The sequence below is a fragment of the Shewanella saliphila genome (assembly GCF_014648295.1).
In the GTDB taxonomy this organism is placed as follows: domain Bacteria; phylum Pseudomonadota; class Gammaproteobacteria; order Enterobacterales; family Shewanellaceae; genus Shewanella; species Shewanella saliphila.
Map to the genome: position 1 here is coordinate 1 of NZ_BMQV01000050.1, position 22,579 is coordinate 22,579.

At 43.7% G+C, this 22,579-nt stretch carries 21 protein-coding genes; 10 read left to right on the forward strand and 11 right to left on the reverse strand.

Annotation, left to right across the window (positions count from 1 at the left end; genetic code table 11):
- Nucleotides 1–131: 131 nt before the first annotated feature.
- Nucleotides 132–464, forward strand: a complete 333-nt coding sequence (locus tag IEY48_RS17630; RefSeq protein ID WP_188922689.1) for a type II toxin-antitoxin system RelE/ParE family toxin — start codon at nt 132–134, stop codon at nt 462–464.
- A gap of 158 nt (nt 465–622) precedes the next feature.
- On the opposite strand, the gene IEY48_RS17635 is transcribed toward IEY48_RS17630, so the two are convergent.
- From IEY48_RS17635 to IEY48_RS17645, 3 genes are all read right to left on the reverse strand, one after another.
- Nucleotides 623–964, reverse strand: a complete 342-nt coding sequence (locus IEY48_RS17635) for a cytosolic protein (RefSeq protein ID WP_188922732.1) — start codon at nt 962–964, stop codon at nt 623–625.
- Nucleotides 965–1,284: 320 nt separating this feature from the next.
- Entirely contained in the window at nt 1,285–2,052 is a 768-nt protein-coding gene (locus IEY48_RS17640; RefSeq protein WP_188922691.1) for a substrate-binding periplasmic protein, read from the reverse strand.
- 114 nt (nt 2,053–2,166) lie between these two features.
- A complete protein-coding gene (locus IEY48_RS17645) occupies nt 2,167–2,523 on the reverse strand; it encodes a winged helix-turn-helix transcriptional regulator (RefSeq protein ID WP_188922693.1) in 357 nt (118 codons plus the stop codon).
- A gap of 110 nt (nt 2,524–2,633) precedes the next feature.
- On the opposite strand from IEY48_RS17645, the gene IEY48_RS17650 reads away from it, so the two are divergent.
- From IEY48_RS17650 to IEY48_RS17660, 3 genes are all read left to right on the forward strand, one after another.
- The gene (locus IEY48_RS17650) at nt 2,634–4,001 is read left to right on the forward strand and encodes an aldehyde dehydrogenase family protein (protein WP_188922695.1); all 1,368 of its coding nucleotides are present in this window, start codon (nt 2,634–2,636) and stop codon (nt 3,999–4,001) included.
- Nucleotides 4,002–4,101: 100 nt separating this feature from the next.
- Nucleotides 4,102–4,881 carry a prolyl hydroxylase family protein gene (locus IEY48_RS17655; RefSeq protein WP_188922697.1) on the forward strand — a complete coding sequence of 260 codons (780 nt, stop codon included), beginning with the start codon at nt 4,102–4,104 and terminating at the stop codon, nt 4,879–4,881.
- 236 nt (nt 4,882–5,117) lie between these two features.
- Nucleotides 5,118–5,699, forward strand: a complete 582-nt coding sequence (locus IEY48_RS17660) for a hypothetical protein (RefSeq protein ID WP_188922699.1) — start codon at nt 5,118–5,120, stop codon at nt 5,697–5,699.
- Nucleotides 5,700–5,784: 85 nt separating this feature from the next.
- Here the strand turns inward: IEY48_RS17660 and IEY48_RS17665 are convergent, their stop codons facing one another.
- From IEY48_RS17665 to IEY48_RS17680, 4 genes are all read right to left on the reverse strand, one after another.
- Nucleotides 5,785–7,509 carry an RluA family pseudouridine synthase gene (locus IEY48_RS17665; RefSeq protein ID WP_188922701.1) on the reverse strand — a complete coding sequence of 575 codons (1,725 nt, stop codon included), beginning with the start codon at nt 7,507–7,509 and terminating at the stop codon, nt 5,785–5,787.
- 168 nt (nt 7,510–7,677) lie between these two features.
- On the reverse strand, nt 7,678–8,055 hold the full coding sequence (locus IEY48_RS17670) for a VOC family protein (RefSeq protein WP_188922703.1): 378 nt from the start codon (nt 8,053–8,055) through the stop codon (nt 7,678–7,680).
- A gap of 60 nt (nt 8,056–8,115) precedes the next feature.
- Nucleotides 8,116–8,886 (reverse strand): DIM/SIM/IMP family subclass B1 metallo-beta-lactamase, encoded by a 771-nt coding sequence (gene blaDIM, locus IEY48_RS17675; protein ID WP_188922705.1) that lies wholly within the window; start codon nt 8,884–8,886, stop codon nt 8,116–8,118.
- A 108-nt stretch (nt 8,887–8,994) separates the two neighbouring features.
- Complete coding sequence (locus IEY48_RS17680; protein ID WP_188922707.1) at nt 8,995–10,305, reverse strand: ABC1 kinase family protein; 1,311 nt, start codon at nt 10,303–10,305, stop codon at nt 8,995–8,997.
- Nucleotides 10,306–10,567: 262 nt separating this feature from the next.
- Between IEY48_RS17680 and IEY48_RS17685 the strand changes: the two genes are divergently transcribed.
- Nucleotides 10,568–12,142, forward strand: a complete 1,575-nt coding sequence (locus IEY48_RS17685; RefSeq protein ID WP_188922709.1) for a tetratricopeptide repeat-containing sulfotransferase family protein — start codon at nt 10,568–10,570, stop codon at nt 12,140–12,142.
- A gap of 101 nt (nt 12,143–12,243) precedes the next feature.
- On the opposite strand, the gene IEY48_RS17690 is transcribed toward IEY48_RS17685, so the two are convergent.
- The 3 genes from IEY48_RS17690 to IEY48_RS17700 form a co-directional block, all read right to left on the reverse strand.
- Entirely contained in the window at nt 12,244–13,401 is a 1,158-nt protein-coding gene (locus IEY48_RS17690; RefSeq protein ID WP_188922711.1) for an aspartyl/asparaginyl beta-hydroxylase domain-containing protein, read from the reverse strand.
- Nucleotides 13,402–13,419: 18 nt separating this feature from the next.
- Nucleotides 13,420–14,412, reverse strand: a complete 993-nt coding sequence (locus IEY48_RS17695; protein WP_188922713.1) for a sulfotransferase family protein — start codon at nt 14,410–14,412, stop codon at nt 13,420–13,422.
- A gap of 61 nt (nt 14,413–14,473) precedes the next feature.
- Nucleotides 14,474–15,016, reverse strand: coding sequence for an isochorismatase family protein (locus IEY48_RS17700; RefSeq protein WP_188922715.1), 543 nt, complete (start codon nt 15,014–15,016; stop codon nt 14,474–14,476).
- 132 nt (nt 15,017–15,148) lie between these two features.
- Between IEY48_RS17700 and IEY48_RS17705 the strand changes: the two genes are divergently transcribed.
- On the forward strand, nt 15,149–16,186 hold the full coding sequence (locus IEY48_RS17705; RefSeq protein WP_188922734.1) for a T6SS phospholipase effector Tle1-like catalytic domain-containing protein: 1,038 nt from the start codon (nt 15,149–15,151) through the stop codon (nt 16,184–16,186).
- A gap of 49 nt (nt 16,187–16,235) precedes the next feature.
- Nucleotides 16,236–17,120, forward strand: a complete 885-nt coding sequence (locus IEY48_RS17710) for a cobalamin-binding protein (RefSeq protein ID WP_229786557.1) — start codon at nt 16,236–16,238, stop codon at nt 17,118–17,120.
- 763 nt (nt 17,121–17,883) lie between these two features.
- Here IEY48_RS17710 and IEY48_RS17715 read toward each other — a convergent pair.
- Nucleotides 17,884–19,566 (reverse strand): DUF262 domain-containing protein, encoded by a 1,683-nt coding sequence (locus tag IEY48_RS17715; RefSeq protein WP_188922718.1) that lies wholly within the window; start codon nt 19,564–19,566, stop codon nt 17,884–17,886.
- Between the two features lie 646 nt (nt 19,567–20,212).
- On the opposite strand from IEY48_RS17715, the gene IEY48_RS17720 reads away from it, so the two are divergent.
- The 3 genes from IEY48_RS17720 (at nt 20,213) to IEY48_RS17730 (ending at nt 22,577) form a co-directional block, all read left to right on the forward strand.
- Nucleotides 20,213–21,472, forward strand: coding sequence for an efflux RND transporter periplasmic adaptor subunit (locus IEY48_RS17720; protein ID WP_188922720.1), 1,260 nt, complete (start codon nt 20,213–20,215; stop codon nt 21,470–21,472).
- Between the two features lie 53 nt (nt 21,473–21,525).
- Nucleotides 21,526–21,747 (forward strand): hypothetical protein, encoded by a 222-nt coding sequence (locus tag IEY48_RS17725; protein ID WP_188922722.1) that lies wholly within the window; start codon nt 21,526–21,528, stop codon nt 21,745–21,747.
- A gap of 131 nt (nt 21,748–21,878) precedes the next feature.
- Nucleotides 21,879–22,577: an ABC transporter ATP-binding protein gene (locus IEY48_RS17730; RefSeq protein ID WP_160053166.1), complete on the forward strand. Its 699-nt coding sequence runs from the start codon at nt 21,879–21,881 to the stop codon at nt 22,575–22,577.
- Nucleotides 22,578–22,579: the final 2 nt, after the last annotated feature.

Here is a 22,579-nt window from a genome sequence, read left to right on the forward strand (position 1 = left end):
ATCCAGAGCGATGGTCAAAAGAAGAGCGAAACTGGCAACCAATAGGCGCTGTGGCGTTAAATCCAGAGCAACATAAAGAAGTTGCTTAACAATTTAGGCGACAACTGTCTTGAAAAACGCCGGTATGATTAATGAAGAATACACCATTCTTACTTAGAGGCCATGCAAGAAAAGATTTAGAGTCTATTCGCAAGTACACAATCAAAAAGTGGGGAAATCCACAATGGTTAAAATATAAAGAGATCTTGCGAAAAAGACTGCAAGCTTTAGCCAATAATCCAAATCTGGGATTGTCCATTGGTGAGGTTTCTAGGGATGGTTATAGATTTCCAGATGGTAAGCATGTTTTCTATTATTTAAAGAGAAGCCATGATGTTGTCTTTGTTGGTTTTTTATCTAATCAAATGGCTCCTGAAAAACACCTTGAAAGAATTAGAAGTATAGATTCGGAATTAAATTTATGAAGTTAACTAATGAACCTCTTTTTACATTATGTGATAAGAGATTTTTTAGTCTTTTTATATAGCGGAACACAATTGTTGTTACTTTTGTAGTCATTATGTAGTGGTCAACAAAAACTGGCCCCATTCCTAGCTAGGAGGGCCAATTCGCCGATTTTAACTTACTGATCCATTCGAGTAATAAAGGTTTGCTCGCCATCCACAAAAGCCACAAAGCCACCGTAATAGATAAACACCCGACCACGCCCCTCAACTAAGCAGGCAAGCTGTGGGTTCAAATCTTCTTCGATACCCTGTCTTTGTAACGCGCCGGTATCGGTGATTTCGCCGCTGTGTGTAGGCAAATACCCATAAGTGCGCTTGGCTTGATCAATCAAGCTCAATTCGCTGGCGGTAGAGAAGCAAGCGGGGATCGTACCGGCTTCTTCGATAAACATCGTTTTCAGTTCTTCAAAAGCGGTGATCACTAGCCAGTCGATGCCGTTAACATGATGGATAAACATTGAGTTTCTCGGTAATTCTGTTGCTGAGATTTTAACATTATCAGAGGCAGAACCTAGTAGAGATTTAGTCATTCTGTGCAACTTACAGTCATTCACTAGGCCACTTTTAAACATGTCTTTGCAAAAATGTGTGTTACTAAGCGATACGCTTTCAGTTGTAATAAATTGATAATTAATAATTATAGTGTCTGCAGTTTCGATTTGTCAGACTTTGCTTCCAGCGACAAGTAAGCTCCATTAGATACGTCTTCTCGGCTTAAAAGCATTGCCGGGACGACGAGAAGGGGTTACACGGTTTATTCCAAAATGAGTCTACTGAGTTATTCAGTAACGAGGGGAATAACACGAGGGGCAAACCAGCGTGCGGTAATAGTGGCTAACTCGCCATTTTGTTTAAGCGTGTGAAGCGCCTGGCGCATATCTTCGGCCAGCTTTTCGTCGGTGTCTTTGTGGGTTGAAATACCAATGGGCATGTTGACCACAGGTAATACTGCGGTAAAGTCACTGAGGTTATAGCCCATTTTTTTGATATCTTCGGCAAAACCAATCTCATTGTTATAAATTAAATCAACGCGATCAAACTGCAGCATTTTTAGTGCTGCGGTTTGGCTTCTTACGAAATAAATATTGGGGTGTGTACCATCGAGTTTTAGGCGATTTAATGCTGCATCGCTTCGTAATAATGCCAGAGTATAACGATCAATATCGTTGATTTTTTCGAGCACAATATCTGGACGATTACTTTTACGGTAAATCATGTCTTGCACAGTATAAAACTCACCAACCCACCTAAAGTGTGCTAAGCGCTTGTCGGTGTTAGCAATGGAGAAAATGAATGTGTTTGGGGTGTGCTGGGCATTATAGTAAGCTCGGCTCCAGGGCATTAATTGAATATCGATATCAAAATCAAGATGGGGCTGCGCAGCGTGGAGTATATCAATAGCAAAGCCAACAAATTCACCGTGGTGATTTTGTGATTGAAACGGTGGATAGTGCTCTGTGTAAAAAACAACCTTGTCTCTCGCGTAAACCGATTGCGAAATAAATATATTGGCGATAATGATAAAGGAGACGATATATCTGATCATAAATACCTTACTGCAAACAATCAGCTAGGTATCTGAATGAATTAACACACCACTAGCTAATCTTAATGAGCACAGATTATCTGATCATTTTAGATGGTGTGGCTGAAATCGCCATCACACAACATACTCATCCGCCCAGTCTTTTAAGCGTTTTAAAATATCTAAAGCGGTGCGGCCTAGGTCGGTAATAGCATAAGCGACAGCAATTGGTCTGTCGTTAATCACATGACGTGTGACCAGCCCCTGTGCTTCAAGTTCTTTGAGGCGTTGGTCGACCATTTTTTTACTGGCGCCGCCTAACATGCGCGATAAATCATTAAAGCGTACTGGCTCATCTTGTAAGTGCCACAGAATAGACGCTTTCCATTTTCCGCCTAACACTCGCATTCCGCGTTCAACTGAGCAAGGTTCAGCGCATGGGTTGATAACTTTTTTTTGACCGTTATTCATTGTTTCAATTGTTGTTTTCATTATTCCAACTTGATTTATTCTAGGTTACTAAAAGTATACTGGTTGCTTTTGTATCCTACTGTATCAGAATAGGCGGTAATTAGACTAGTACCATTAAGGACCATTTCTCCATGGCAGTATTAACTTCTTATGATGCAGGTAGCTACCATAAAGTGGCTGGGAGCGACACTATCCAAGCGACTGCGGTGGGCAGTGTTGATGCTTTAGCAATATCCGATCTTCCACAGGTTATAGCGCAAGCCAAAGCATCACAAAAAACATGGGCGAGCTTAGCGTTAAGCGAGCGCCAACAGTATGTAGTTAAGGCTTATCAAGCGTTAGCCGAGGTGCAAGATGAACTGGCGGTGTTAATTGGCCAGGAAATGGGTAAAGACTATCGACGCGCCACTTATGAAGTAGGCGGCACGATTCAAAACGCGCCTTATTTTGCCGGTGAAATAGGCGATGCCTTGGCAGCTGAAGATCTTGGCAACAACACTCAATTGCAATATCGACCTTTAGGTATTGTCGCGTTTATTTCGCCTTGGAATTATCCGATAGCAATGGCAAATAACTTGCTGCTTCCTGCATTAATTGCCGGCAATAGTGTGATTTTAAAACCATCTGAACAAACGCCGCTAGTGGCACAGCTGTTTGTTGATACCTTAAATAAAGTATTGCCTGCCCATGTATTGCAAGTGGCTCAAGGTGATAAAGCTCTCGGCCAGGCACTTGTGATCGCCGACATTAATATGGTGGCCTTTACTGGGTCGATGGCCGCAGGTAAGCATATTATGGCCAATGCAGCACCAGGGCTAAAACGCTTAGTGATGGAACTGGGTGGTAATGACCCAATGATTGTTATGGCCAGCGCCAATATTGATGCTGCAGTGTGTTTTGCGGTGGCAAGTTCGTTTGAGAATGCCGGGCAAATGTGTACCTCAACCGAGCGTATTTACGTTGATGAGCGAATTGCCGATGAGTTTGAGCAAAAGGTGGTGCAACTGGCTAGCCGATATCAAGTGGGTAAATGGGACCAGGCACAAGTGAATATTGGCCCTATGGTGAATCCAACTCAGCACCAAAAAGTATTACAACAATTGCAAGATGCTAAAGCCAAAGGCGCGCAATTTTTATTAGGCAGTGATGACTATCCGTTACCCTTTATTCAGCCAACTGTGGTGAGTGGTTTAACCCCAGATATGTTGCTTGAGCGTGAAGAAACCTTTGGCCCTGTGGTGGCCATCAGCCGGTTTAATGACATTAACGATGCTATTACTCGAGCTAATGACAGTATTTATGGCTTAAGTGCGGCGGTATTTGGCGGACAAGGTGCTAACGCGGTGGCCGAACAACTTGAAGCCGGCATGGTGGGCGTTAACCAGGGCGGTGGGGCTGGTAATGCACCATGGGTTGGCGCTAAGCAAAGTGGTTTTGGTTTCCATGGTACGGCGGCGGGCCATCGACAGTTTTCCCAGGTAAGAGTGATGAGTTACTAGTCATTAGTCATTAGTCATTAGTCATTAGTCATTAGCTTATTGCAGGTTTCACAAAAAATCTTATTAAGTATTAAGTATTAAGTATTAAGGTCAGTTATTAATGAACAGCACAAATGAAAATTCAGCGTTTTATGTTATCGCCCACGAGCCGGGTGCCGAGCATCCAGCATTGCCTACCTGGGCAAATCATCAGGCTAACGCCGCGTCACTGAATGATGCTGCCGCAACACCTGTGACTAAAAAAATGTTAGACGAAGTACCAGGGGCGTTTCAGTTATTGAATGTATTGTCTGCCGATGAGTGCCAACGCTTAATTGCGGCAAGCGAGTCGATGGGCTTTTTGCCCGATGCTGCCGTGTCGTTACCGCGAGATGTTCGCCATAACGACAGTTTGACCTGGGTGGTTGATAACGCCACCGAGCAAGCCATTTGGAATAAAGTGAAGCACCTTATGGCTGATGATTTGGGTATTTTTGCTGGCAAAGCCGCGCTGGGGTTAAACAATCGTTTTCGATTTTATCGTTACAATGAAGGGGATTATTTTAAACCGCATTCTGACGGTTCATGGCCTGGAAGCCAGGTGGTTGATGGCCAGCTAGTGCGTGATGCTTTTGGCGATCGTTATAGCCAATTAACCTTTTTAATCTTACTCACAGAAGACTTTGAAGGCGGCGCGACGCGCTTTTTAGTCAATGCCGACAATCCACATTTACCGGCAAAACGTGGCGATAATGTCAAACAAGTTGATGTGCGAACGCCTGCGGGGAGTGTATTGTGTTTTCCTCATGGCATGCATCCGCTGCATTGTATTCACAGTTCTGAGCCGATTTATCATGGGGTTAAATACATCATTAGAACCGATGTGTTGTTCGAGCTGTAGCATTACATTGGCTACTTTTTAGCGTCAATTGAGTGATGCGTTATCTTTGCAAATATGCTTAAAACATCACAATGATTTATTGTGTATTTGGGGGCAGTGATCTTTATTAGTAAATGATGCTAAACCCCGAGGGTACTGGGTTTCATTAACACGATTTAATGTGGTTAGGCTCTTGCTATTTTAGTGATCAAGCGGTTTAATTGCGCCGATCCTAACCTGAATTATTGAGACGTTAATTGAACAAAGTACTGTGCAGTTTGATCGTTGTTGGTGTTGTGGGAATCACTGGATGTGCCACGCCTCAAAATACCTTTGCCTCAAAAGTAAAAGCCGAGAGCGAAAAACATCTTGATGTGTCCCAGCAATGGGAACAAGGTCAAAAAGACGTTAAAAAAGGTGAAACACTGTTAGCCGATGGTCGCAAAGCGATAAGTAAAGGCAATGCACAAATTCGTGAAGGTGAAAAGCTAATTACCCTTGCGAGAACCAATGCACAAAAGCAACGTGAAGCGTTTCAAGCAATGGCGAGCTCGTTGACAGGTGCTCAAAATGGTAAGCGTGCAGCTGACTTGGTTGAACGCTTAGATGATATTGCCGATGCATGGGAAGATGCAGACGAAATGTATGTCGACGCTAAAGATCTTATCGAAGACGGTAATACCAATGTCGCTGAAGGTCAAAGTGAAACTGAACAAGGCCAAGCGCTGGTCACCAGTGGCAAAACCAGAATGCAGCAGGCTGAGTCGACTTATCAGCAACGTACAGGCCAAGGCCTTGTAGAGCAAATGCATTTAGAAGATAAACCCAATAACTTCTAATTAGCGGTGCTACTTTCAACGCTAATGCATTAACCAATAACCGATATTGTTAATTCAATATCGGTTTTATTGTTTTTATCGTCCGTTATTCAAAATCCGCTTTAACTTCAAATACCATTGCTTCACCAGATTCTGGATGAGTTAACGCTAAATATTGAGCATGTAAATGCAAGCGGTTTGCAGCAACGCCATATAAATCGTCACCGACAATTGGCATGTGCAGACCATCATGATGAGCGCAATGCACACGTAATTGATGAGTCCGCCCCGTTTTAGGGTACAGGTGCACTAAGGTGCGCTGGTTAATGCGTTGATGCACTTGCCAAAATGTGTCCGCATGCTTGCCGTGTTCATAACACACTAGCTGTTTAGGTCGGTCATCTAAATCGACCCGCAATGGCAAACTAATATCGCCCTCATCCTGGCTCGGCACACCTTCAATTAACGCGATATAACGTTTGGTGACACTGCGCTGTATAAATTGCTGCTGTAAGGCTTTGTTGGCTTCTTTGGTTAATGCAATCACCATCAGCCCTGATGTCGACATGTCTAAACGATGGACAATCAGCGGCCCTGTCGCATTGGGAAACTGTTGCTGCATGCGACTAAACACGCTGTCGGTAATATTTTTACCGGGTACCGATAATAGCTCGGCGGGTTTATTAATAATCGCCATCACATCATCTTGATAAATAATCTCAATGGTTAAATCTTTGCCGGGATTAAGCAGCAAGGGGTCATCATCAACCTGCATGCCCGCTAGCATGTGGGTTAAAATAGGCCGGCATTTTCCGTGACAAGCTGGGTAGTAATTTTGATGCTGTTTGATTTCTGATTTTGGCGATGCGCCCCACCAAAACTCTGCCATCGCGACTGGGGTTAATTGCTGTTTAAAGGCATATTGCAGCAACTTAGGCGCAGCGCATTCGCCCGCACCGGCTGGCGGTAAGTGATTAGGTGCATCGTTAAAGATATCGTTTAAGTCGCGTGCCTGGCCTGCAATATTTAAAAACTGATACTGGGCAAACAGCTTTTTTTGCAAGCTGTTAGACAGTTGTTTGCGTTGGCGTTTAAGGTGTTTTATTTGCTGCTGCAGCTCATTTAGCTGGGTTTGCGTTGCCGTGATTTGGCTTTGCCATTGCTGCTTTAATGCATTGATCTGATGCTTTTGTTGCACGCTTTGGCGGCTAAGCTCAATTGATAAGGTTTTATGCTCATCACTGCTGATATCGGCCTGGGCTAATGCGTTATCGGCTTGCTCGCGGGCGAGCTTACGCTGTTTTCGGCTGTCGATTATCAAGGCACGTAATTGCTCAAGCTCACGTTCTGCTTGCTGTTGTTGCTGAGTTAACTGCGCGGTTAAGCTCGCCAGTAACGGGTCGCTTTCATGCTGGTGGAGTAACTGGTTAATCTGGTTAATCTGTTTGTTTTCTGCGTTAAAAAAACTGTCTTGGGTCAGCATATCAAACACTGGCGGCACAAACGGCGGCAAGATATTTTGATCGGCTAATTTGCCTGAAAACGCCGCTAAAAATCCCAGTTGTCCGTGGGTGTCTTTCACCACCAACACCCCAAACATTTTACCAATTACCATGCCGCGATCGTTGTTGCTGTCTAGGCCAAAGTTATGCTGCCACGGATTAGCCTCAAGCAACTCCTGCTGCAACTGTTGCGCTGCCAGTACGGTTAATGGGTGAGGTTGATAATAAAACGGGAAGGTAAAAGACTCTGGCAATCCTTGTTCTGCAACTGTGTTGTTGAACGCTATCGCATCAGTAAAAGGAATAAAACACGGATCGCTAACAGTCATTACATACACTCACAGCATAAAAGGGCGGCTATTTTACCCTGTAGTGCGTTGTGATGCATCAGTAACCTTGACTAAAGTGATGGCCTGACTGTGAACCAGGCAGGCCATCCTCGTTTATTAACTCTAGCTGAGCTAAGGTTAATTTTTGACGTTAATTCCTGAAGCTAATTACACTCGGTTCAGAGCACACAGCTTGTTGCCATCTGGGTCGCGCAGGTAGGCTAGGTATAATTCCATTCCTGCGCCTGAACGTATGCCTGGCGCGTCTTCACAGGCGGTGCCGCCATTAGCAACGCCAGTTGCATGCCATGCATCGGCTAATGCTGGGGTTTCTGCAGCAAAACCAAGGGTTGAGCCATTACCGTGGCATGCCGGCTCGCCATTAATCGGCTTTGTTAATAAAAATATGCCAGTTGGTGTCATGTAAACACAACGACCTTTAGGGTCAATTTTTCCTGGTGCAATGCCTAATGCGCCTAACGTGGCATCATAAAACTTTTTCGATATATTCATATCATTAACACCGATCATAACGTGACTAAACATGGTGACTCTCCTTGTGTAAGTTCAATTGAACTGTAATTAACAAACTATTGTTATTGTGGTTTAACCTTGAGGTTGCTGGGTCAGTAAATCTATGGTGTGACTTAGCAGCGAAGAATCACCGATTTTGCCATGCCCAGGGACGACAATTTTTGCTTGGGTAAATTGTGCTTGTACCTTTGCCACCGTCAGCGGCCATTGCTCTACGTCTGCTTCGCCGGTATAGCCTAGCGTGCGAGAATTCAATGACTTAATTAAACAACCACCAAATAAAATTTGTTGGTTAGGCAGCCACACCACCAGGTTATCGACCGTGTGGCCAGCGCCTAGGTCATACACTTCAATGAGTTGCTGCTGAAGTGTAAGTTGCTTAGTTCTAAATGTGTGGCTTGCGCTGCTAAGTTTGTTAGCGGTTAATAGGTTTTGAGTTTTATCTGACACCCAGGTGGCGATACCTTGGCTGTTAAGGTAGCCAATTCCACCTGTGTGGTCTTGATGTGAATGAGTCGATATACTGGCTGCAACAGTTAAACCTTGCAGGGTAATCCAATCAACAAGCTTAGCTGTATCGCTGTCTGCCCAGGGGGTATCAATAATAAACGCTTGTTTGTCTTGCACCACTACGAGGCCATTGGACTCAACTAATCCAAAGCCGCTGACCTGTTTATATGACTGGTGTAAATACACATCTGGCACAAGGAGAGATAGGGTGAGTTCAGCGGGTTGTTGTTGTCGCTTTTGGGCTGCATCGGTGTTGCTTTGAGCGGGTTGTTGTTCAGTTTCATGGGCAAATGAAGGTGCACTGAGCATGAGTGTCGACATGAGTATCGACATGAACATTGCTATGCTAACAATAGAGCAAAACCGCCAAAAATGATTCAATGTCATGATGATGCCTTGGTTGAGTATATGTGCAATTTAACAGGCATCATTGCCGTGTTTTTATTCTCGATACTTAGAAAATAGCTCGCCAACGTTCACTTTAGCCTTGAGCTTAGCCGCCAGTAAATACATACCTGCTAATTTACGATGAATAAAAATAGCATCGGTTGGCGGGGTATGCCATTCATTTTGTTGAGTACTCATTGCTTTGCCTGCCTCGGTGATGCGTTTGGCTAAGGTGCTTTGGCCAAAATCATACTCGCCATCAAAATATATTGGCTCGCAAGCTTGATAGAAAATATCAATGATTAATTGCTTATGCGCTGGGTCTATTGCGTCTTGAAAAAAGCCAATTTGTTGAGCTGCAGCAGCCATTTGCTCTTTGTCGTGCTTGAGTGCGCCAGCCATCAGCTGCTGATAACCTTGTGCTAATTTATCGCTAATACTGCGCGTAGCACCAAAGTCGAGTAAGACAATTTTCTCACTGTCAGCCTGATACTGAAAATTGGCAAAGTTAGGGTCCGATTGCAGTAACTTAAACTCAAATAATTCCTTAAAACACAATTCCATTAAGCGACTGGCAACCAGGTTGCGCACCTCTTGTGAGGCCTGGGCGACTGATTCAATGGGCGTACCTTCAACAAATTGCATGGTTAAGATGCTGTTATTGCTCAGCGCTGAGTACACTTTAGGCACAATAAAATGCGGATTATCACCAAGTTGCTGCTGATAAAGTGCGATTTGATCAGCTTCAAAGTGATAGTCGGCCTCATTATGTAATTGCGCTTTGGCTTCGGCGAGTAAGGTATCAAGCTTAACGTTTGCCGGGATAAGCCTTGAAACTTTTAATAAGGTGGCAACGTTATCAATGTCGCTGTCGATGCTGTCTCGTACGCCGGGATATTGAATTTTTACCGCTAACTTTTCACCGGTATCTAGGTAAGCTAAATGCACCTGGCCAATAGATGCAGCGGCAAAAGGGCGCAATTCAAATTGGGCGAATGGCGCTAACCAATCTCGACCCCATTGTTGTACCAATAAGGTGGTTAATTGCTTGTGCGGCATGACTTTAGCGTCCGAGCGCAGTTTGGCGAGTACCTCTGCTAATTCTGGCGCGACGAGATCACCGGCATCCATTGACAACATTTGGCCGACTTTCATGGCCGCACCGCGCAATTGCGATAACTTTTCGGCCACATGACCAATGTTTGATGGCGTCATCACCAATTGTTGTAGCTTAGGCGACTGGCCTTTACTGATCTGTTTTGCCCCTTCAAATAATACGTTACCCGCCAAGCGCGATGCCAGCCCACCCATTTTTGATAAACGGGACAGACGGCCACTGGGGACTTTTACTTCATTATTTTTCATGGCAACTCACTATGCTTTGGGTGGCGAATATTAAAGACATGTATTTAACCTGAGCTTGGGATAATGGATGAGCTTTTGATATTTACAATACCATTGGAACATTCAATGCTCTATGCCTATGTAATGCAATACGCAAGCATATGCTATTTCGTTCAGTATTAAGGTTAATATTGGGTTCAGTCGCCAGTGTGAGTTGTGATAACCTCATTTAAATCAGGATATTCAATTCAAGTTGATAAAATAATAATTAAAGGATCATGATGTGAGCGTTATTGAACAATATTTATCTCAGGCAGAGTCTCTTTTCCAATCTAAAAATTACTCGTCGGCCAGAATGTATGCTCGCAAAGTGGTTAAACGTGACCCTAATAATGCTTCAGCATTAACCATGTTGGGGTTAATTTATTTGCAGCAGCAACAACTGCAAGAGGCTGAATCACATCTTAAAGCGGCGCAAGCACGGGTGCCAACCTCAGTAAATGCACTGGCAGGTTTAGTGAAGATTAGTGAAGTAAAAGAAGATCATTTTGCGGCTTTGCAATTGTTACAGCAGCTATGTGAGCTTGAGCCGACGTCGCATCAGTATCGTTATAAGCTGGCGATGGTTGCCACTAAAGTGGGGAACATGGCGCTGGCAGAGCAATGTTTTGACTGGTGTGTGAGCAATAATATGCCAGAACCTGCCGTAATGCTTAATTTAGGCCACATTCATAAAGCCAAAAGCAACACTGATATCGCCGCCGACTTTTACAAAAAGTACATCAGCTTAAGCGGTAATCAATATGGTGTGGGTTATTGGAGTTTGGCCGATTTAAAGCGTTATCAATTTAGCGCTGATGATATTAGCGAGCTTGAACGCTGCGCAGGTGATACTCAGTTAAGTGCCAGCAATCATAGCTTGATACAATTTGCGTTATGTAAGGCTTATGAGCAACACGAGCAAGTTGATAAAGCGTGTCAGGCGATGTTAAAAGCCAATGAGTTAATGTCTTCTCAACGACCTTTTAAGCTGGCTCTGTTTTCAAATTTGGTGTTTTCACTGTTAAAACACCTGCCGTCAGCACAGATTGATCGACAGGCCGTGTATAGCCAAACCCCAATTTTTATCGTGGGTATGCCGCGTTCTGGCACCACATTGGTGGAGCAAATTTTAGCGTGTCATACCCAGGTTGGCGCAACGGATGAACTGCCATTTATGGAGCGTTTTGCGCTGCAACTGGAAATGTCGGGCGGTTATCAAGCGCGGCTAAATAACTTAACCGCCACTGAGATTAATGCCTTTAAGGTAAAATATTTGGCTGAAGTGAATCACTATTTTGACGATGCACCTGTGTATGTGATTGATAAAAACCCAAATAACTTTTTGCATATTGGCTTGATTAAAAGCTTGTTTCCTCAAGCCAAAATCATCAATGTGGTGCGCAATACAGTCGATAATGGTTTAAGTGTGTTTAAACAATATTTTAGTCATGGCCATGACTATTCATACTCGCTCGATGGCATCAGCACATATTGGGGCCACTATTTGGATATCATGGCGCATTGGGACATCCTATACCCTAATGAAATCCTGCATGTGTGTTTTGAGCAGTTGGTTAATCAGCCACAGGCGCAAATTCAGCGAATGTTAGATTATTGCGGCTTAGATACCCAGGCGCAGTGTTTTACGTTTTATGAGTCAAAGCGTGCGGTATTAACGCCAAGTGCCAGTCAGGTGAGACAGCCAATGAACCCAAAAGCCATTGGCCAAAGTGATAAATACCGCGACTATCTGCCAGCTGAAATTGCCAAGCTAGACGCGATAGCTCAAAAAGCAGCGCAGCAGTTTTTTGGTTAACAACGATGTGACTTTATTCGCCAATACATAAACGATGGAATGTTAATAACAAAGGTGCCGATATGGCGCCTTTGTTATTTAATGATTTTTTAAGGGTGGTATTAACTCATTTTACCGTGGCAGGCTTTATAGCGCTTACCGCTGCCGCAAGGGCAAGGGCTATTGCGTGTTGGCGGTGCTGCAATCTCTTGTAGAGATGCCGCCGTCACCGAAGGTTCCATTACGCTCGGTTGAGATTGAGATTGAGGCATAGGTCTAGGCTTAGCTTGAGCGGTTTGATGAGGCGGACTTTGACGAGTTTGGCTTAGTTCGATATTCATACACGCCACAATCACTAATTGCTCAAATGCTTTAACCGCAGAGCCAGAGTAGGTTAATTGCAGTGACGGCACCTGTTGCATGGCTTTTTTCATGGTGTGCTCACGCAGGGCATGATACTGCGGCCAACCTTGTTGCTGGCATTCAAACTGCAGCCATAGCATGCGCCAATCGGCAACAAACTCGGCAATTAATAGGTTAAACGCATCAATTTCGGCCGCTGGATTTTGTGGATTATGCTTTACTTCTGCAAGCAGCTCGTTGGTTAAGTATTCCACTTCAGCCACCGGCATAATAATAGGCGCATTATATTGCTCGGTGATGATTTCAGGCTGGGCCTCTGGCTGATAATCGATACTGCTACAAGCTAATGGCGGCGTTTGCGGGGCAACAATTGCCCGTGAGTGGTTAAATATTGTTCGCCAAAATGCACTTGAACCTGCCAGGTCTATCACTAAATGAACGCGATATTGATCGCTGTTATTTTCAACTTTATGGTATTTCCACGAGTCGAAAATCCAACATTCTCCTGCTCCCATATGCACTTGCTTATCATGACAATAAAACTGAACCTGTTCGGTGGTGGTGATAGGAATATGCACTCGAACCCGTTTATACCAATGGTAATTAATGTCTGAATGCAATGGCACTTGTGCGCCTGGCGCTAAACGCATTAAGCGTGAACGACTCAATACTTCACCAAATGAGGCCAATATTTGCTTAATGTAGGGGCTTTTTTCAAGCGCGGCAGTTGGCTTCATTGGCCCTTTAAAATCGTTATTAAACTCGCCATTGACCGATATTAATGGAATGGCCGAATTGCCTTGAAATCCCTCGTGGTGAGTCACCCAATCGTCTTCGGTAAATTGGCTAATTTCTTCAATGAGTTTAGGCACATCAAAGCGGTAAGGGAGCTGATAAAATTCATGAGGTAACTTCATTATATGACTCTCTATAAATTAACTTAATGCGCCATGGCATTGTTTAAAACGTTTACCTGAGCCGCATGGGCATGGGCTATTACGTGGCACTGCAGCAAAGTCAGCCTTAGGCTGTGGCGGCGGTGCAACGTCATGCACTTGCCATTGTGCTTCAAAAATAGGTTGGTCATGTGCGCTCAAATGCTGATTAATATGATCAAGGGTATTGGCGATATTGGGCCATACTTTTTCAATGTCGTGATAATTGTCTAGCCACTTGTCGGCTTTAGGTGTGGTAATCGTGTAGCGCGAATGCGGTAAAGGTTGACTGCATAGGGCGGTTAAATCTGGGTCAAACTCAATGCCAGTGAACTCACACAGTGCGCTAACGGTTTGTTCAGGTTGAGACACTAATTGGTCATAGGACAACATGCACCAACGCTCGGATGGTAACTTTTGCAATTGGCTCATAATGGCATCGTTAGCCGCTTGCCATTGAAACGCCGCGATATTGTGCAAGGGTTGTTGGTTTAATTTTTGCCAGTTTGGAGGTAATAACAGTGACCAGTGACGTTTATCCCAACCAGGAAGGTTAGGGTAGGTCACAAATTTATTAGAACGCCAGGCTTGCATAATGCTGCTGATATTTTCTTTGGGCTCGCGCACTAAGTATATAAACAACGCATCTGGAAATAGCGCATTAAAAAAATCAACTCGTAAGCTGTTTTTAGGGGTTTTCTCAAGCAGTCTAACCGATGATGTTTTAGGCTTTTGGCCTTTACTGCCTCGCAGCTCATCACTAAAGCGTTGTTGTAATTGCTGAGCTAACTCATCGTCAATGTCGTCAGCGCTCAAGGCATTGGAGCTAAACTGACGATAGGCAATATTGAGTTTAGGAATGGTTTCAATCAATGCATGGCTTTCACCGCCAATAGTATGCAGCGATTGGCTTTTTGACAGCACTTCAAACAGTAGGGTACTGCCAGAACGTGGCGCGGATAAAATAATAATGGGCCGATCAAATGAGTGCATAGCAGTATGATGTTATTGTTATATTTGTGCTTAACATCATACTCATACTGGCATCATATGGCTACTTTATCAGCTTGAGTAATGCCTTAAAGCGCTCGCCTTGGGCAACATGTTGTAACTCAAACAATAGCGACTCAACGTTAGTGAGTTTAGCGCCATCGTTTAGCATCATTTGTACTCCCAAGGTTTTGTTTTCTAACTCTCTTGATGACACCGCGTCGTTAACCACATGCACTTGAAAGTTGTTGGCCTGTAAGTCTTGGCAGGTTTGGTATACACACACGTGGGTTTCAATCCCAGCCAAAATAACGTTGCGGCGGTTTAATGTGTTGAGCTGTTGCTTTACCTCATCACAATGCCAGCCGCTAAAATGTTGTTTTGCGATGGGTTGAGTCGTTTTTGAGAGTATTTGTGCTAACTCTTCACTCGTGTGGCCTAGTTTATCTGGCAGTTGCTCTAACCAAATAATAGGAATATCAAAAAGTTGCGCCCCTTGAATTAGTACGGTCAGTTTTTGATGTAACATGGTCGATTGTTGCATCACTTGGGCAAGCTTTCCTTGCACGTCAACAATCATTAATACACTTTGCTCTGCAGTGATCATTTCGCGGTTCCTTATGCTGAGGGGTAATTGTCGAGTATTGGCCATTTTTTGTCGGGTTCAAGTTGGCTTTTAGTCTATAGTGATGAAAGGACGACTATGACTGGACGACTTAGGCAGGGAGCAAAGAAAGTGATGAAAAAACGAATTGTAATTTGTGCCGATGGTACATGGAATCGGCCTGAAAAGGATCTTGAAAAAGATCATGCAACCAATGTGCTCAAACTCGCCCGAGCGATTAAACCACTAGGTGATGATGGTGTGCCGCAACAGGTGTTTTATGATTGGGGCATCGGCTCATATCATGACGCATTAATCGGCGGCGCAACGGGGCGTGGCTTGCATAAAAACATCATGGATACCTACCGCTATATCGTGCAAAACTACTCCCCAGGCGATGACATATATTTATTTGGCTTTAGCCGTGGCGCTTATACTGTTCGCTGTTTGTGCGGCTTAATTAATAATTGCGGTATTGTGACTCGCCCCGATGCAAAATTGATTCAACAAGCATTTGAACACTATAAAATGAAATCGAAACCGTTTGCACCTGAAGGTGAACGCTCGGTTGAATTTAGACAACAGCATTCACATCCATCGCGCGAAGTGGCTTTTGTGGGCGTGTGGGATACCGTGGGCGCAATGGGGATCCCTGTGTCATTTTTAGGGTTATTTGAAGACAAAGATGAGTTTTACGACACCAAGCTTGGGCATAATGTTAAAGTGGCGCGCCATGCTTTGGCACTAGATGAACATCGTAGCGATTTTGAACCCACTATTTGGCAACCTCGCAGTGGCATTGATATTCAACAAGTGTGGTTTGCGGGAGCCCACAGTAATATTGGTGGTAGCTGTGCACCTAATCGCGATGGTAGTACCTTGTCGGACATTGCCTTACAGTGGATGCTAAACCAAGCCAAAATGTTTAAGCTAACGGTTGAACTGCATTTGTCTGATACTTTGTTGCCTAATCCCATGGCCGATATTCACGATTCTTATCGTAGTTTTTATCGGGTTAAAAAACGTTTTCTACGTCAATTAGATCCAGAGCTTGTGCCGATTGTTTTACATAAATCAGTGAAAACTCGTTGGTTGAATGACAATAATTATCGACCTAAAAATTTAGTTAATTATATTGATCACTATGGTTGGCCAGATAAACTGGTCGAATAAGCCATTTTATCATTTTTGATCTGTTACTTAAGCTGTTAAGGATATCCTTTTGTTACGTTTATTTGTTTCGTTGTCGATGGCATTTACGTTAATTATTTTACCAAGTGTACTCTCAACGGCTTTTGCAACAGTGTCGGCTAATGAGCTGTTGGTAAACGGTGCAGAGCCAGTAGCGCCCGCTAAACGAATTATTGCTTTGTCACCGCAAAGTGTTGAAATGCTTTACGCCATTGGTGCGGGCGATGCCATTGTCGCCACCACTGATTATGCCGATTACCCAGAACAAGCTAAAAATATCCCCAGCATAGGCGGGTATTACGGGGTGCAAATTGAGCGAGTCATTGAGTTGAATCCAGATTTAGTCGTCGTGTGGCAAAGCGGCAATAAAATGGAAGACATCAAGCAACTGCAAGATTTAGGCTTTAAGGTGGTTAATAGCGACCCTAAAACGTTAGCTGACGTCGCAAGCGACCTTGAACTGCTTGGCCAATTGACAGGGCACGAAGCGATTGCCAATAAAGTCGCGGCAAATTATCGTCAGCAATTAGCAGACATTAAAAGTCAAAATCAAGCTAAGCCAGCGGTAAAAGTGTTTTATCAATTATGGTCAACCCCAGTTATGACAGTGGCTAAGGGGAGTTGGATCCAAAACTTGATTGAAGTGTGCCACGGTGAGAATGTATTTTATGACGCCGCCAGCGAATACCCACAAATCAGCATCGAAAATGTGTTATTAACCGGTGCAGAAGTGATTTTACAAAGCCAAGATGAAGGCAACGTATTAGGCATTAACTGGGCCGATTGGCCAGAGCTCCCCGCAGTAAAAAACCACCATATATATCAACTCGATGCAGACTTACTTCACCGCGCAACACCAAGAGCCATATTAGGTGTTAATGCGGTATGTGAAGCGTTGGATAAAGTAAGAAAGTAGAGTTTTTATTTCAAAGGTAACGGTTGTTACGTGAATATGGCCTGCGGCCACATCAAACGTCGTGGCGCTTCGCCCACACCAGAATGTTCAAACTTCGTTTGAAATAAGATCGCAAGGTTCCACCCTGCACGGGTTAAATACGACGTCTTTCCGGCAATGCTTTTGAGCCGGAATCCAGGTGTGTATTTTGCTTTTTACCTTTTGTACTCATGGCCTGCGGCCACTAACGTCGTGGCGCTTCACCCACACCAGAATGTTCAAACTTCGTTTGAAATAAGATCGCAAGGTTCCACCCTGCACGGGTTAAATACGACGTCTTTCCGGCAATGCTTTTGAGCCGGAATCCAGGTGTTTGCTTGTTGCTTTTATGGCCTGCGGCCACTAACGTCGTGGCGCTTCACCCACACCAGAGCAAAGGGGTAAAGCGCTTGTACCCCTTTGCAAACCCTCAGCGTTCCGGCAACATTTTCTGATGAGCGAAAAAATTGCGACGGAAAATTATCGAGCTTCTAGCTGCGTATTTAACCATCTTCGGCCTTATTCGAAAATGCTAACGCTTCAGATGGGGCGTCCCTTCCCCTCTAAAGCTAGCTGGCCGTCCATGGCCAGCTCACGTCATTTTCTTCAACGGCCTCAAGTCCAGAGTTGAATTTGGACTGTGGCAAGCAAGATACGTATCTCTTTTATGCCCCATTATGTGATTGGGGCAGATATTTTTCACAAAATAAAGCTTCTAATTTTCTCTGGTACGAGACATGACTTCTTAGTCAACACGCCATGTATGAATGGCTTGTTCGGCCATCCATTTTTGTTGCTCATTAACGGCGTCTAGGTTCCATTCATCATAGTCCATGACCTTTTTAGCCAAATGGTACGGTGACTTTCCGTACGCACCCTTCTTTTGTTCAAAATTTGCTCGCTTTAACTCATCTTTATCGAGTAAAAGCATATTTCCAAGACGATCTTTAACGTCATTTATACCTTCACCGAAACTATCAACCCATTGCTTTTCAGGGTTGTAAGGACAAATATGTTCCAAAGTTGTTTTATTGAAGTCACAATGAAATCCAAGATGGTTTTCAATCTCAGCAAGCAGGAACCTAATTTTTTTTGCTGTTTGCCTGCTTGGCATTCGATGAAATTCAAAAGCATTAAAGAAAGTATCATCATTTGGATACAATCTCCTAAACTCTTCACTATTCTTTATATGACTTGCTCTTTTATACTCCTTTCCTGACACCTTTATTGCTATTTGGTTGTAGAGTGATTCTTGTTCGCTTGGTGACAAATGGCAAATGACATTGTATCGAATAGACAGAACGTATAAATATTTAACTGTTTTTACAAACTCTTCTGGTTTGAAGTGTTTAAATGCAGGGAGCAAAACAGCTAATGGTTGCTTAATATTGAACAACCTAATACCAACCAAGAACTTGAGTGAATCTCGATATGCTTCAGGTTGTTCAGCCCACCAAGAGTCACTAGGATTTATAAGCGAAGCATAAATTGGAGCATATTCGATTAGCTCTTTTAGGTAAGCATAAGCCTCTGGAGGTGTAGTAACTACTCTACGCATAGACGAAAAAAGCTCTTTTTTAGTTACCATTTTCCTTTGCGAGTTGTAGTGGTATCGGACAAAGTCTGACACATTACTTTCACCTAGTTGAGCAATAAGCTCAGACCAATTCTCATCTAAGTCATTTAACTCATCATCTTCAATGTCGTTGTTTTTAGTAACTATTGAAAACAAATAGTTTTTTAATAAATCTGGTGTAGATAATTGAACTCCGCGTGCATTAAGAGTTTCAAAAACTTTGTACGCGTTTAAATCATCTTGCACTATTATCTTTGTGAAGATCATTGCTGAGGAGAATTTCATTATGAACTGAGCGATCTCAGCACCATTTAAGCCAAACTCTTTTGTACTAAAGAAGTCAAAACATTTTCTAATTAGTTTATTAGTAGATGTAATTCCTCTATGATTTGGCGCTTCAAGTGTCGAGCATATCTTTTGGAAATACCTGTTGTTATTTCGGTTCAGCTCTAGTTTACTGACCACTTTTAATGAGACTATATTTTTATTACCAACAAACTTCTTGGTGAGTTCATCAAGTCTTATCTTGTTATCTTCTTCATCTTCACCTCTTTCAATCATATCCGAAAGAGCCTTCATTGCAGCAAGAACAATTAGTGAAAGTGTCACTAACCTCTGTTGCCCATCAATCACTTCAAATTCATACTGCTCAGTTTGTTGTAAAACTATGTAGCCCATGTAATGGAAGCCTTCTTCATCTAACGAGTTGATGTCATTCCAAAGGTCTTCCCATTGTTGAATATCCCAAGCGTAATCACGTTGAAATCTAGGAACTAAATATTTACTTGAGCCTCCAATTAACTCATTAAAATTTTCATTTTTGGGTTCCATTAACATAAACTGCTTTGCCATACGGGGTTCCTACATAAGCCATTGATGTAAAGATATTATCTTATATATGGCTCACTATCATGTTTTATACTTGATCAATATGACGAAATTGTATTTTGTAACATAGTTCTGTCCAAAAACGAGTTGGTCTTAGCTTTCAAATGCTCAAATTCAACTCTGAACTTGAGGCTGTTGAAGAAAATGACGTGAGCCCAGACATGGATGTCTGGCTAGCTTTAGAGGGGAAGGGACGCCCCATCTGAAGCGTTAGCATTTTCGAATAAGGCCGAAGAACACTCAGACGAAGTTAAAAGCTGGATTTGACCACGTCGCGAAATTATCGCTTTTCAGATAATTTTGATGTGGCGGCTGGGAGTTCCAAGAGGGAACAGCCGTTGGTTTCCTCTTGGTCTGGTGTGGGCGAAGCGCCACGACGTTAGTGGCCGCAGGCCATAAATACAAAACAAAGTGTCCGCTCGGACACTTTCCCCCATTATCGGACAGTTTTCACACCTGTCCGCGGACACTTTTAAGGTGTTCGGTTATCGCTTGAAATCATTATCCTTATGAAAAATAACAATAAATAACTATTGGCATAGCTTGTGCTATATCCTAGGTATAAACGTGAAGTAGTACGTGCTGTCAACGTGTTACCTAAGGATTTGAGATGATTAAAGACACAAGTAGCCAAGATACCCTTGTCGCGCCGAAGCTAGGGCGCAAGCTGCGCCTACCCTTAATAATAGGTTGCGTCGCCATATTGATGAGCGCGCTGGTGTGGGCGAGTTTTAGTCACGACAGTAACCAGCGTTCAGTGGATGGCGCCGATTTACGCTTGGCAATGCTGACTCGTGGCACGCTAGTGAGAGACATTGCTACTACCGGTAAAATTGTCGCCGCCAATGCGCCGATTTTATACAGCACTGAAGAAGGTGTGGTGACGCTATTAAGCCAACCTGGTGATGAGGTTGAACTTGGGCAAGTGGTGGCGAAGGTTGAAAGCCCACGTTTGCAAAGCGAGTTGCAGCAACAGCAATCATTACTTGAAGGTATGCAAGGCAGCCTTGAGCGGGCCAAGTTAGATGCCCGCCGAGAGCAACTGCGCGTCAGCCAGATTTTAGATATGGCGAAAGTAGATTTAGAAGCGGCAGAACGTGAAAGTCGTCGTGGCGATCAATTGATTGAATCAAGCTTGATCAGCAGAATTGATTTTGAAAAAAGCAAAGATGATTTACATAAAGCCAAACTGCTGCACAAGCATGCTCAGCAAGAAGTTGAGTTAATGCGCGACACCCTCAGTTTTGAAATTAAAAACCGTACCCTTGAAGTTCAGCGTCAGGCCTTAGTGGTGCGCGAACTCACACGACAAGCGAATGCGCTGAGTATTGTTGCGCCAGTGAGCGGCATTATTGGCAACTGGCTGGTGGAGCAAAAAGCCCGTATTGGTGCGAGTCAGCCGATGTTAACCGTTGTGGATTTAACCGCCTTTGAAGCAGAGCTTGCTGTACCCGAGTCTTATGCCGATGAACTGGGATTAGGCATGGATGTCGAGTTGAGTTTTGGCAACCTGAATGTGGTTGGGCAGTTGTCGTCTATTTCACCCGAAGTGAGAAACCGCGAAGTGACTGCAAGAGTGCGTTTTGCTAACAGTGACAGCTTGTCTTTACGTCAAAATCAGCGCCTGTCTGCCCGAGTCTTACTGGAAAACAAACCTAATGTATTAATCGTCAAACGCGGTGATTTTCTCAATATGGGCGGTGAAGTGGCTTACCAAGTTAACGAGGCTATCGCCCAAAAGAAATCCGTTAAATTGGGCGCTCGCAGTATGAGCCAGGTTGAAGTGCTTGAAGGTGGTGAAGAAGGCGATGTATGGGTGATATCTGGCACCGAAACCTTTAAAAATGATCCCACGATTCAAATCAGATAGCTAAGTCGATAAACAAGCTAATTAACAGACACTCAACAGAGTAAGGACATTCCATGACTTTTATTCAACGTAGACAGCTTATCGCACTAGTTGCGTTATTTATTCTTGCTATGGCCGTGAGTTATCGCATTGATAATCAAACAGATTGGTTATCGGTTAGTTTGCAATTGATTGATATCAGCAGCCATGCCAGCACGCGATTAATAGACATCAATTCAGCGTTTAGCTTGCACATTAATATTAACGACATGCTTAAAGTTAAGCTGCAGTTTTAGCCCATTTAGAGTAATAACATCGCCTTAGCGCTGTTTTTACATGATTCAATTGAGCATTAGTATTCAGACCAGTAAGACATTCGCAGTAGAAGCACTGGAATGCAACAACCTAATAAACCAAGGAAGCCAATATGTTATCGATGAAAAATATCAGCAAGGTGTTTAAGACCGACCTCGTTGAAACCCACGCGCTACGCGATTTTAACCTTGAAGTGAATGAGGGCGAGTTTGTTGCGGTAACAGGGCCTTCTGGTTCAGGTAAAACGACTTTTTTGAATATTGCGGGTTTACTCGAAGGCTTTAGTTCGGGCGAATACAGCCTTGATGGCGTGAATGTGTCGAATTTAAGTGATAACCACAGTGCTAAAGTGCGTAATGAAAAAATTGGTTTTATTTTTCAGGGTTTTAATTTAATTCCTGATCTTAATTTAGCCGAAAACGTTGAAGTGCCATTGCGTTATCGCGGTATGAATGCCAGCGAGCGTAAGCGCCGAGTCGAATCCGCGTTAGAGCAAGTCGGCTTAGGTGCGCGGATGAAGCATTTACCGACACAACTCTCTGGCGGGCAACAACAGCGGGTGGCCATTGCGCGGGCATTAGCGGGGGAGCCACGCTTTTTACTTGCCGATGAACCCACGGGTAATTTAGACAGCTTGATGGCGCGCCAGGTTATGGAGCTATTGGAAAACATCAATCAACAAGGCACCACCATTATTATGGTGACACATGACTCGGAATTGGCACGCCGTGCTCAGCGCAATATTCAAATTGTCGATGGTCAAGTGTGTGATTTTTCGATGTACCAATCAGCAGCTACCGGCACTCGCTAAGG